Below are 12,381 nucleotides of genomic sequence, written 5' to 3'. Positions count from 1 at the left end.
CCAACCGTACGCGCACTGAGCCCCGAAAGCCGCTGGTCGCAGGCTTGAAACTGGATCACGTCGGCGACGGGGCTTGAGTGCCGTGCAAGCTTGGCCAGCACCTTGTGAGGCGGGCCAGGAGACGCCAAGGATCTTCCAGCCGTCCTTGGCGGTGTGTGCCCTGAAAGTGCCCTGGGGCACCTGGTGCCGAGCTATCTGCCCAGGTCAGACTGCTTGCGAGTCCACTTTGCCTCGTACTGCATGCCCGGCGGGATCTTCGCCACCGACTTGGCGAGCATCGGCTTCACGGGCGGCATCACCGGAAGGTCCATGGTCCGATTCTGCTCGCATACGGCTGCCACCGCCCGGTGTGCGCGGCATGCCCGGTGCGCCTACCGTGGCTCGCATGGGCGAAGCGGTGGAACTGGAGGCGGGCGGCAGGACCGTGCGCCTCTCCAACCCGGGCAAGATCTTCTTCCCGGAGCGCGGCTTCACCAAGCTGGACCTCGCCCAGTACTACGTCGCCGTCGGCCCCGGCATCCTGCGCGCCCTGCGCGACCGCCCCACCACCCTGGAGCGCTACCCGGACGGCGTCACCGGCGAGTGGTTCTTCCAGAAACGGGCCCCCAAGAACATGCCCGACTGGATCCCCACCGCCCACATCACCTTCCCCAGCGGCCGCAGCGCCGACGAGATGTGCCCGACCGAGGAGGCCGCCGTCCTGTGGGCCGCCCAGTACGGCACGCTCACCTTCCACCCCTGGCCGGTGCGCCGCGACGACGTCGACCGCCCCGACGAACTCCGTATCGACCTCGACCCACAGCCCGGCACCGACTTCGACGACGCCGTCCGCGCCGCCCACGAACTGCGCGCCGTACTCGACGAGTTCGGCGGCCTGCGGGGCTGGCCCAAGACCTCCGGCGGCCGGGGCCTGCACGTCTTCGTGCCGATCGAGCCGCGCTGGACCTTCACCCAGGTCCGGCGCGCCGCCATCGCGGTGGGCCGGGAGCTGGAACGCCGGATGCCGGAGCAGGTCACGATCAAGTGGTGGAAGGAGGAGCGGGGCGAACGCATCTTCATCGACTACAACCAGACGGCCCGAGACCGCACCATCGCCTCCGCCTACTCGGTACGCCCCCGCCCGCACGCCCCGGTCTCCGCACCCCTGCGCTGGGACGAGGTCGGCGCGGTCCATCCCCAGGACTTCGACATCGCCACCATGCCGGCCCGCTTCGCCGAACTCGGCGACGTGCACGCCGACATGGACGACCACCGCTTCTCCCTGGACGCCCTCCTGGAACTGGCAAACAAGGACGAACGCGACCACGGGCTGGGCGATCTGCCATACCCGCCCGAGTACCCGAAGATGCCGGGCGAGCCCAAGCGGGTGCAGCCGAGCCGGGCCAAGAAGGCGGCGCCCCCCGAGGGGAAGGAAGGGGAGACGCCGCCCGAACCTACAGTTCCTTGATCCGGATGTCCCGGTACGAGATCACATCCGTCGTGCCGTGCACCTGGAGCCCGATGTAGCCGGAGGCGAACCGGCGCCCGTCCGTGCCCGGGTCGTCCGAGCGGGGCGGGACGAAGTCCTGGCCGCCGACGTTGTCGAACTCGTTGATCAGCACACCGTTGCGGTAGACCGAGTAGAGCTGGTCGACCACACGGATCTCGTAGTCGTTCCAGGTGCCCTTCTGCGTCACGCCCGCGCCGGCCAGGCCCACGCGGTCGAAGCCGTAGACCGAGCCCGTCTTGTACATGTCGCCGTCGGGCCGGTCGAGCACCTGCACCTCGTGCCCGTACTTGATGGCGACCCACTCCGGCCGGGACTCCTCGGGGTGGTCGTGGACCCACGGGAAGCGGACGAACACACCGGAGTTGGCGTTGCCGGTGCCCGGAGCGTCGTCGCGCCACTGGAGCTTGAGCGAGAAGTCGCCGTACTTCCGCTCGGGGAACCACAGCATGCCCAGCCCCGCCTTGCTGGTGCCGCTTGTGATCGAGCCGTCGCCGTTCGGCGCGAACGAACCGCCGCCCACGTGTTGCCACTTGGCGAACGACTCCGCGCTGCCGTCGAGGATCGTGCGGTAGCCCTCGGTCTGGCCGGGCCTGCCGATCCCGGACTGGCGGGCGGCCTTGCGGATGGCGTTGTACTCGCGCTGGTCGACGACCCCTTCCTGGAGAAGCCGGTCCAGGACCGTGGTCACGTGCTTGAGGAACAGCGCGTGGGACGTCCACTCCTTCTCGTCCTCGATCAGCTCGTTGATCCGGCACCGGCTGTTGGTGAGCCGGTTGGGGACACCCGAGTCGACCGTGCCGACGATCACCGTCAACCGTTCGTCGAATTCAGGGCAGTTGGGCGCCGGAACCTGGCTGGACACCACGGTGAACGTCACCGTGCGGGCCGTGGCGGTGTTGCCCGCCTTGTCGGTCGCCCGGTAGGCGAGGGTGTGCGTGCCGGCGCGGTCGACGAGCACCGGGGCGGTGTACGCCAGGTACGGCCCGCCGTCGATCGAGTACTCGATCCGGTCGACGCCCGAGCCGTGATGCTCGTCGGTCGCCGTGACGGTCACCTTGGCGTTGCCGACGTACGCCCCGGACGAGTTCTTCGTGCCCTCGACGGTCACACCGGTCACCGGCGCGGTGGTGTCCGGCTGGGGCGCCGCCACGACCGTGAACTGCACGCTCTTCTCGGCCGCGACGTTCCCCGCCTTGTCGGCGGCCCGGTAGCGCACCGTATGGGCCCCGACGTCGTGCACCATCACGGGCGCGGTGTACGGCTGCCACGCGCCGGAGCCGATCGCGTACTCGATGGTGTTGACGCCGGAACCCGTGTCGGAGGCGGACACCGTGACCGTCGCCATGTCGATGTACGTCCCGTCGGGGTTCTGCTCACCGCTGACCGTCGCCGACGTCTCCGGTGGGGTCGTGTCGTCGCTCTGCGGCGCGACCACCGTGAAGGTGACGCTCTTCTCCGCCGAGACGTTCCCCGCTTTGTCCAAGGCGCGATAGCGGATCTTGTGATCGCCGACCTGGTCGACCACGACCGGGGTGGTGTACGGCTGCCAGGCGCCCGCGTCGCCGACCGCGTACTCGACGCGGTCGACCCCGGAACCGCCCTCGTTGTCGGTGGCGTGGATCGCCACGCTCGCCGAACCGACGTACTGCCCCTGCGTGTTCTGCGTCCCGCTGACGTGCGCCGACGCCTCGGGTGCCGTGGTGTCCTCGCCGCCGCCCTCGGTCACCACCAGGATGCCCTGCATCTGGCCGTGCCCGGGGATCGTGCAGTAGTAGCGGTAGCGGCCGGGGGTGAGCGTGACCTCGGCGGTGTGTCGGCCGCCCTGGTCGTCGTTCGGGTTGGCGAGGATGTTGAGCTGGACGTCGTTGTTGAACTCGGGGTCGGAGGTGTCGAACGTCAACGTGTGCGGCATGCCGGTGGTGTTGCCGGTCGCCGTACTGTTCTCGAAGACGATCGTCGTCGTACCGGCGACCGCGGTCACGGGCGCCGACGTGTACTTGCTGATGTCGTCACCGGCGGTCCAGGTGAGCACCTGCGCCGCCGCGGCCGTCCCGGACGGGGTATCCGGCTGCCCGACCGCGGGCGTGGACTGCAGGCCCAGCATCACGAGCAACACGCCCAACAGGGCCGCCCAGACTCTTCGTCGAGGTGGTCTGCTGCGCATCACTGGGCTCCCCTCGCCAGCTGGTCGGCGGCCGGCGTGGGCCCGCCACCGGTGTAAGTGACCCGCCACAGCGCCGACTTGGCGTCCGAGGTGAAGAAGCCCCGGCCGTAGTCGAGCACATACAGCGCGCCGTCCGGACCGAACTTCCAGTCCATGAGGTTCTTGATGCCGTCGTTGCCGATCGGCACGATCTTCTTCAGTGACTCGGAGTGGACCGGCAGACCGCCGTCTCCGTGCGTCTTCGGGTCGGTGATCACCGCGTTGCGCGGCTGGTCGGCGTCGTAGAAGTCGCCGACGAACCACTTGCCGTCCCAGTAGGCCGGCCACTTGGTCCCGCTGGTGCTCGCCGCGTCGTACCGGTACACCGGCCCGTTCATCGCGGCCTGGCCGCCGCCCTTGAGCCACGGCAGCCCGAACGTGCCCTCCTCCTGCTTGTACGACGGCACACCGTTCGCGTCGCGCGGGAAGTCCGGGGCGCCGCCCTGGGGCGAGTACCAGATGTTGTTGCCGGTGACCGGCGGGAGGTTGACGAGGCCGTCGTTGTTCGGCGACTCGTTCTTCGGGTGGTCGCAGTCGTACCAGCCCAGCGGCTTCGTCGGGTCGGGCAGATTACGGTCCCGGTAGGGCTGCTTGTTGCCCATGCAGTACGGCCAGCCCCGGTTGCTCGCCTTGGTGATGACGGCGAACGTGTCGTACTTCGCCGGCCCCCAGGTCGTGGACGGCGCCGAGGCGTCCGGGCCGACCCAGCCCGCGTACAGGATGTCCGTCTTCTTGTCGACGAAGATCCGCGCCGGGTTCCTGACACCCATCACATAGATCTCGCCACGCGTCTTCCCGCCGCCCTCGTCGGTCTCCCGCCCCGTGAAGAGGTTGCCCTCGGGGAGTGTGTACGTCCCGTCCGGCTCCGGGTGGATGCGCAGGATCTTGCCGTTGAGGTTGTTGGTGTTGCCGGAGGTGCGCCGCGCGTCGGCGAAGGACACGCCCTTGTAGTTGGGCTCGGGGTTGTTGCCCGAGTAACCGTCGCTGAAGCGGCTGGAGTTGTTGTCGCCGGTCGCGATGTACAGGTTGCCCTTGGAGTCCCAGGCCATCCCGCCGCCCGCGTGGCAGCAACTGTGGATCTGCACCGGCCACTTGAGCAGCACCTTCTCACTGCTCAGGTCCAGCTTGTTCGTGGCCAGGTCGAGCGTGAAGCGGGAGACGCGCCGCTCGGCCATCCTGGTGTCGCGGTTGATCTGCGAATGCGGCGTGTAGTGGAGATACACCCAGCCGTTGTCCTCGAAGCGCGGGTCCAGCTCGATGCCGAGGAGGCCCTCCTCGACCTTGATCAGCTCATCCCCGCCGCCCTTGTTGCCGAAGACCGTCAACGCCCCGGCCAGTGTGACCTTCTTGGTCTTCGGGTCGTAGACATGGATCTCGCCCTTGCCCTTGCCGATGTCCGGGTTGTTCCAGTCGGTGACCACGGGCTGGGAGGAGTCGGCGCCGCCCCGGCCGATGTAGAGCACACGCCCGTCAGGGGCCGTGACCAGGCCGTGCGGCTCGCCGATCTGGTCGTTCTGCCCGGGCTGGTTGGGCTGGGTGAGACGCTCGGCCTTGTAGTTGCCGGTGATGGTGGCCTTGCAGTCGGCCTGCACGAGTCGGGTCGTCCAGAGCAGGGCGCCGCGCAGATGCGTACGGAAGTCGCTCTCGTCGTACGACGACACCGTGCCGCCCATGCCGGTGTAGAAGGAGCGGCCGCCGTCGTAGTCGCGGCACCAACTCACGGGATGATCCCAGCCGTTGGCGCTGGTACCCGGTTGGTAGCTCGACTCCCGTACCCGGGCGACGGTGTGCACCTGGCCGGACGGGTTCTTGGACCAGTTCAGCCACTTGTCCGGCCGTTTCCACTGCACCGGCAGTTCCTTGGCGGCCGGGTGCTGCCGGTCGCCGACCTCGACGACCGCCCGCTGTACCGCCGTCGGGCTCCCGGCCGCGGGGCGAGCGCCGACGAGGCCGGTGAACCAGTCCGAGTACGGCTCGGCGCGGGCCGCGTCATGGACGCCGACGAAACCGCCGCCGGCCTCCATGTAGGCCTCCAGGCCCGCCTCCTGCTCCGGGTCGAGGACGTCGCCGCCGCCGGTGAGGAAGACGAGGGAGTTGAATCGGCCCAGCTTGGTCTCATCGGTGAAGACCGAGGCGTCGTCGGTGGCCTCGACCTTGAAGCGCTGGCCGGCCGGGCCCGACAGGCCGATCTTCTCGATCGCCTCGATGCCGGCGTTCACCAGGGGCGACTCGTCGCCGGCGGCCGCGGACCCGTAGAAGATCAGCACACGCACATTGGCGCCGCCCGGGGGCGACTTGATGGACATCGTTGTCAGGGATGGTTCGGGGGCCGGGCGTGCGTCGGCCGCCGGGGCGGACATCAGTCCGGCCGCGACGATCCCGGCGGTCACGGTGGCCACCCAGGTCCGTCTTCTCGTGCTCAACCCTCGTAAGTGCATGGGCACCTCCACGGTCACAGCAACAGCGACAAGGAAGCTAGACCCCTTTGAACGACTCGCCAATACCTATGACCGGACTGGGACCAACTTTGTCCTGAGTGTGGATAAACGAGTGGGCGGCCGGTACCGTCTCACCGGTTCATCCCCGTAATTTCCGTACCGCCGTGGGGAGTTCGGCATGGACAGACGCAGCTACAACAGGCGTACCTTCAACAGACGTGTACTGCTGGGTGGCGCGACCGTCGCGACATCGTTGTCCTTGACCTCCGTACCCGAGGCCGTGAGCGCCGACACGCCGGCGAGGACCGCCCCGGCCGGCGGCGAGGTCAGGCACCTCAAGCTGTACGCCGAGAAGCTCGCCGACGGGCAGATGGGCTACGGCCTGGAGAAGGGCAAGGCGACCGTTCCCGGCCCGCTGATCGAGCTCAACGAGGGCGACACCCTGCACGTCGAGTTCGAGAACACGATGGACGTACCGGTGAGCCTGCACGTCCACGGCCTCGACTACGAGATCACCAGCGACGGCACGAAGCTGAACAGGAGCGACGTCGAGCCCGGCGGCACCCGCACCTACACCTGGCGCACCCACGCCCCCGGCCGCCGCAAGGACGGCACCTGGCGGGCGGGCAGCGCCGGCTACTGGCACTACCACGACCACGTCGTCGGCACGGAACACGGCACGGGCGGCATCCGCAAGGGCCTGTACGGGCCGGTGATCGTCCGGCGCAAGGGCGACATCCTCCCGGACGCGACCCACACGGTCGTCTTCAACGACATGCTCATCAACAACAAGCCGGCGCACAGCGGACCCGACTTCGAGGCCACGGTGGGCGACCGCGTCGAGTTCGTGGTGATCACGCACGGCGAGTACTACCACACCTTCCACATGCACGGTCACCGCTGGGCGGACAACCGCACGGGCATGCTGACCGGGCCCGACGACCCGAGCCAGGTCATCGACAACAAGATCGTCGGCCCGGCTGACTCGTTCGGCTTCCAGGTGATCGCGGGGGAGGGGGTCGGGGCGGGCGCGTGGATGTACCACTGCCATGTGCAGAGCCACTCGGACATGGGGATGGTGGGGTTGTTCCTGGTGAAGAAGGCGGACGGGACGATTCCCGGGTACGACCCGCACGAGCACTGACGGATCATGGACGGGTGACTCTTGTTCTGACGCGCAGTGACCTGGAAGCGGTGCTGGTCCCACGGGCCTGCCTCGACGCGCTGCGGGAGGGCTTCCTGCGCGCGCCGGACGCCGCCGTTGCGGGGCAGCGGGTGCGGACCGACCTGCCGTTCCCCGGAACGGCCACCGCCCTGATCCCCGGCGTACTGCCGGGCATCGAGGCCTACACCGTGAAGGTCAACGCCAAGTTCCCCGGCGCGCGGCCCGCCCTGCGCGGCGTGATCTGTCTGCACAGCGGGCGGGACGGGGAGTTGCTGGCCCTGCTGGACTCGGCCACGGTGACGGCATGGCGTACGGGGCTGGCGGCGGCGTTGGGGACACATGCGCTGGCCGGTCCGGGAGAGGTCCTCGGGGTGATCGGCGCGGGGGCTCAGGCCGAGCTGATGGTGCGGGGGCTGGCGGAGCTGCGGTCGTATCGCGACCTCGTCGTCCATGACACGGATGCCGATCGGGCCGAGGCGTTCTGCGGGCGGCACGCGGGCCGGGCGGTCGCCTCGGCACAGGAGGTCGCGGCGGCCGCCGACGCCGTACTGCTGGCGACCTGGGCTCGGTCGCCGTTGCTGCGGCTGGCGGACACACGGGAGGGCCAGCACTTCACGAGCCTGGGGGCGGATGAACCGGGCAAGCAGGAGCTGTCCGCAGATCTCCTGCGCGCCGCGCTGCTCGTCGTGGACGACCGTGAACTCGCCGCCGACGTGGGCGCGTTGGCGGCGGCCGACCTTCCGCCGACCGCCGCCGACGCCACGCTCACGGACGTGCTGCGGGGTGGGCGTCCGGGACGCGAGAGCGCCGAGGCCCGAACCGTCTACGCGCCGGTCGGGTTGCCGTGGCAGGACCTGGCGCTGACTTGGGCGGCCTATCGGGCGGCGGCGGGGGCGGGCTTGGGGCGAGGGGTGGATCTGCTGGCGTGACAAGCCGGTCGCCCTTGCCTCTCGCTCAGCAGACGTCGAGTGCGACCCAGTCCAGGCCGCAACCCTCCCGCACGTAGAGCCGCGGGCCGCGGGAGACCAAGCGACGGCGACCCGGCACGCAGCCGTCCGGACGGGTCAGTCCGCGCCTGCGCGACGGTCTCGGCTTTCGCGAGCTCGAGAGCGCTCTCACGCCCTCGATCGGCTCGGGGCTATCCTGATCCGCAACCGCCCAGGAGGAGCCGCGCAGTGACCGAGACCGCCCCGCGTCCCACTCTGGAAGCCGTGGCCGCACGTGCCGGGGTCTCGCGGGCCACCGTGTCACGGGTCGTCAACGGCGGGGACGGGGTGCGGGAGCCGCTCGTCGCGCGGGTGCGCAAGGCGGTGGAGGAACTCGGGTACGTGCCCAACCAGGCCGCCCGCAGCCTGGTGACCCGGCGGCACGACGCCGTCGCCGTCGTCGTGGCCGAACCGGAGACCCGCGTCTTCGCCGACCCCTTCTTCGCGCTGCAACTGCGCGGCATCAGCAAGGAGTTGACCGCCCACGACAACCAGCTGGTGCTGCTGCTGACCGAGGGCCGGGACGATCATGCCCGCGTCGGCCGCTACCTCGCCGGCGGGCACGTCGACGGCGCGCTCGTGTTCTCCCTGCACCTCGACGACCCGCTGCCCGAACTGATCCAACGCGCCGGAGTGCCCACCGTGTTCGGCGGACGGCCCGGCTGGAGCGGCGACCGGCGGGGCGTGGTGTACGTCGACAGCGACAACCGGGGCGGCGCGCGTGACGCCGTACGGCATCTCGTCGGCCTCGGCCGCAGCCGTATCGCGCACATCGCCGGCGCCCTCGACCAGACGTCGGCGGTGGACCGGCTCGACGGATACCGGGATGTCATGGTCGACGCCGATCCCCGGCTCATCGTCGAGGGTGACTTCACGCCCGCCGGCGGCGAACGGGCGATGCGCGAGCTGCTCGCACGCTGCCCCGACCTGGACGCCGTGTTCGCCGGCAACGATCTCACCGCGTCGGGGGCGCTGCGGGTGTTGCGCGAGTCGGGGCGGCGGGTGCCGGAGGATGTCGCCGTGGTCGGGTTCGACGACATGCTGCCGGTAGCGGAGCAGACCGACCCGCCGCTCACGACGGTCCGTCAGGACATCGAGGAGATGGGCCGGCTGATGGCGCTGCTGCTGCTGCGAGGGCTCGACCGGCACGCCGCCCAACAGGGCATCGGCCCGGCGCCGTCCAGCGTGGTACTGCCCACCACGCTGGTCCGGCGCGCTTCGGCCTAGGCCTGTCGTCAAATTCCCGCCTGCCCGGCGACGCCTGGCACGGGCACCCCCATCGAGGGCGGCTCCGGCGCCTTGCGATCGCACGCACCAGACGCCGCCGGGCCCGCCCTTCGGGCGGACGACGGGAATTTGACGACAGGGCCTGGTCGGCTCAGGGCGTGGACGCGCGCCGAACCCCTGCGTCGGTTCGGCCGCCGCGCAGTTCCAGCCGTTCCCCTGGGAACCGTTCGCGAAAGCCGCGATCGTGCGAGACCGCGACCACCGCACCCGGGTACGCCGCGAGCGCCGACTCCAGGTCCTCGACCAGGTCGAGCGCGACGTGGTTGGTCGGCTCGTCGAGTACGAGGAGGTCAGCGGGCCGGGTCACCAGGCGCGCGATCTGCAGCCGCCGCTGCTGGCCGGCGGACAGCACCGCGACCGGGACGTGCAGGTCCTCCTCGCGGAACAGGCCCAGCGTCAGCAACTGTTCCGCGTACTCGTCCGGCGGACCGGGTCGCCCGGCCGCGAAGGCGGCGAGCAGTGGCAGGCGCGTGGAGCGCGCGGGCAGTTCCTGCGGCAGGTAGCCGATCCGGGCCGGACGGCGCACCGCGCCCGCGTCCGGCTCCAGGTCACCGGCCAGGACCCGCAGCAGCGTCGTCTTGCCGGCCCCGTTCTCCCCCGTGACCAGCAGCCGCTGCCCGGGTGTGACGGCCAGCGTCCCCTCCAGCCGCAGCCGCTCGCCGACCGCCACGGCGTCGAGTTCGGCGAGCGGGCGGTCGACGGGATGCCCGCCGTCCGCGGTCGGCAGTGCCGCCGTGAACCGCAGGGGCTGTGGCGGCGCCGCCACCGGGTTGCGCCGCAGCTGGGCCAGCCGCTCCCGGACCGCGCGTACCTGCCCGCCGAGCTTCGCCTCGTGCGGGCGACGGTGCTTGCCGAAGCCCTGCCGTGGGTCCCGGCCGGTGGTGGCCAGCCGCTTCCCGGCGGCGTCGAGCAACTCCTCGGTACGGGCGACCTCCTCGAGCCAGTCCGCGTGTTCCTGCTCCGCGCGGCGTCGGGCGGCAGCCTTCGCGGCCCGGTAGCCGGCCCAGCCGTCGCCGTACCGGTGCACGGTGCGCGCGTCGCGGTCGACTTCGAGGATCGTGGTGGCGACGCGCTCCAGGAATCCGCGGTCGTGCGTGACCGCGACGACGGTGCCGCGGTGCGCGCGCAGATGATTTTCGAGCCAGCGCACGGCCGCCGCGTCGAGATGGTTCGTCGGCTCGTCGAGCAGCAGCAGTTCGGGGGCGGCGGCGAGCACGCAGGCGAGCGCGAGCCGTGACTGCTCGCCCCCGGAGAGCGAGCCGAGCACACGGTCGCGGGTGATGCCGGCGAGCCCGAGCCCGTGCATCGCGGCGTCGACACGGGCGTCCGCCTGGTAACCGCCGCGTTCCTGGTAAGCGATCAACAGCTCGCCGTACGCGGCGAGTTCGTCCTCCGAGGCATCGCCGAGGCGTTCCTCCGCGGTGCGCAGCCGGCGCTCCATGTCGCGCAGGTCGGCGAGGGCGAGGTCGACTGCGTCCCGCACGGTGCGGTCCGGGGCGAGGTCGAGGGTCTGGGCGAGGTGGCCGGTGCCGCCGGGAAAATCGACGGTGAGTTCGCCGGCGTCCGGCGTCTCGACGGCCGCGAGCAGGCGCAGCAGGGTGGACTTGCCGGAGCCGTTCTCACCGATGACGGCGGCCTTCTCGCCCGGGCGGACGGTGAAGGAGACGTGGTCGAGGACGAGCCGGGTGCCGTAGGACTTGGTGACGCCCTTGACGGACAGCTGCGCCACGGCGGCGGGCACGGAGGTATGGGCGCGTTCGCGCATGTGACTTTCCCTGAGAGTACGAAGGATCCACGGGCAGCGAAGACGGCGGCGTCGGCCGTGCCCGGACTCAGAGGAAGTAGTGGAAAGTCACGCGACCACCGTAGCAGAACGGTACGTCTCGTCTCTAGTCGTGCGCCCCGTTCGTTCAGCCCTGCGCCGGTGCGCTCCGGATCACCGCGAAGCGTGCCCCGTACGGGTCGGCGAGCTTGGCGATGCGGCCGACGTCCGGCAGGTCAGTGGCGGGCATCCGGACCGTGCCGCCCAGCTCCCGCGCCTTGGCCACCGTGGCGTCCGTGTCGGTGACCTCGAAGTACGGCAGCCAGTACGCGGGGCCCTGCGCCTCCGCCGGGTCGTCGGACTTGTCGACGACCCCGCCGAACATGGCGTCCTCCCCGGCGCCTCCGGGGCTGAACGTCGTGTACGTGCCGCCGTAGAAGTCGAGGGCGAACGTCTCCATGCCCAGCGTCGCGTTGTAGAAGCCCGCCGCGGCCGGCACGTCCGTGGTGTACAGCTCCAGCCAGCACAGCGAGCCGGGTTCCTGGACGACGTCGAGCCCCTTGTTGGTGCCGGGCTGCCACAGGCCGAAGGGTACGCCCGCCTTGTCGGCGAGGATGGCCATGCGGCCCAGGTCCATCACGTCCATGGGCTGCAGCCTCACCGAGCCGTGCGCCTGCTCGGCCGCCTTCGCCGTGGCGTCGGTGTCCGGTGTCTGGAAGTACACGGTCCAGGACGGCGGACCCTGCTCCTCGGTGGTCTGCATACCGCCGGCCACCGTCCTGCCGTCGAGCTGGAAGAGGCCGTAACCGCCGGTCTCGGGCCCGCCCGGCTCGAACCGCCAGCCGAACAGGCCGCCGTAGAAGGCGGTGGCGCCCTCGATGTCCGGTGTGCCGAGGTCGATCCAGTTCGGCGCGCCGGTGACGTAACGGGTGGTGAGCATCATCGCCCTCCTCGGAAGGGTCCCGTTGTCTGCTCTGCCGAGTCTTGCACCGCCCACTGACAATCGCTGCCGGAACCGCGCGGCCGGTGGAGGCGAAGACCGCGGTCACCC

General features: G+C 70.5%; 8 protein-coding genes. 4 read left to right on the top strand and 4 right to left on the bottom strand.

Annotated features, from left to right (window positions below; translation table 11 throughout):
- Nucleotides 1-385: 385 nt before the first annotated feature.
- The gene (gene ligD / locus IF78_RS0112385; protein ID WP_031480972.1) at nt 386-1,447 is read left to right on the top strand and encodes a non-homologous end-joining DNA ligase; all 1,062 of its coding nucleotides are present in this window, start codon (nt 386-388) and stop codon (nt 1,445-1,447) included.
- Here the strand turns inward: ligD and IF78_RS0112380 are convergent.
- Nucleotides 1,434-3,653, bottom strand: coding sequence for an OmpL47-type beta-barrel domain-containing protein (locus IF78_RS0112380; protein WP_031480974.1), 2,220 nt, complete (start codon nt 3,651-3,653; stop codon nt 1,434-1,436). The two genes, ligD and IF78_RS0112380, sit on opposite strands and share 14 nt — an antisense overlap.
- Complete coding sequence (locus IF78_RS0112375) at nt 3,653-6,130, bottom strand: ThuA domain-containing protein (RefSeq protein ID WP_199921394.1); 2,478 nt, start codon at nt 6,128-6,130, stop codon at nt 3,653-3,655. The genes IF78_RS0112380 and IF78_RS0112375 overlap by 1 nt, the downstream gene beginning before the upstream one ends.
- A 178-nt stretch (nt 6,131-6,308) precedes the next feature.
- Here IF78_RS0112375 and IF78_RS0112370 point away from each other — a divergent pair, with 178 nt between their 5' ends.
- The 3 genes from IF78_RS0112370 (at nt 6,309) to IF78_RS0112360 (ending at nt 9,508) form a co-directional block, all read left to right on the top strand.
- Nucleotides 6,309-7,274, top strand: a complete 966-nt coding sequence (locus IF78_RS0112370) for a multicopper oxidase domain-containing protein (protein ID WP_031480978.1) — start codon at nt 6,309-6,311, stop codon at nt 7,272-7,274.
- Nucleotides 7,275-7,288: 14 nt separating this feature from the next.
- Nucleotides 7,289-8,224 carry an ornithine cyclodeaminase family protein gene (locus IF78_RS0112365; protein ID WP_031480980.1) on the top strand — a complete coding sequence of 312 codons (936 nt, stop codon included), beginning with the start codon at nt 7,289-7,291 and terminating at the stop codon, nt 8,222-8,224.
- 246 nt (nt 8,225-8,470) lie between these two features.
- Nucleotides 8,471-9,508 (top strand): LacI family DNA-binding transcriptional regulator, encoded by a 1,038-nt coding sequence (locus IF78_RS0112360; RefSeq protein ID WP_031480982.1) that lies wholly within the window; start codon nt 8,471-8,473, stop codon nt 9,506-9,508.
- A 151-nt stretch (nt 9,509-9,659) separates the two neighbouring features.
- Here the strand turns inward: IF78_RS0112360 and abc-f are convergent, their stop codons facing one another.
- Entirely contained in the window at nt 9,660-11,333 is a 1,674-nt protein-coding gene (gene abc-f, locus IF78_RS0112355) for a ribosomal protection-like ABC-F family protein (protein WP_051827746.1), read from the bottom strand.
- A 145-nt stretch (nt 11,334-11,478) separates the two neighbouring features.
- Entirely contained in the window at nt 11,479-12,270 is a 792-nt protein-coding gene (locus IF78_RS0112350; protein ID WP_031480986.1) for a VOC family protein, read from the bottom strand.
- Nucleotides 12,271-12,381: the final 111 nt, after the last annotated feature.

This window comes from Streptomyces bicolor, assembly GCF_000719285.1.
Classification (GTDB): domain Bacteria; phylum Actinomycetota; class Actinomycetes; order Streptomycetales; family Streptomycetaceae; genus Streptomyces; species Streptomyces bicolor.
The sequence above is the reverse complement of the archived record's forward strand: the minus strand, read 5'-3'. Positions and strand labels throughout refer to the sequence as shown.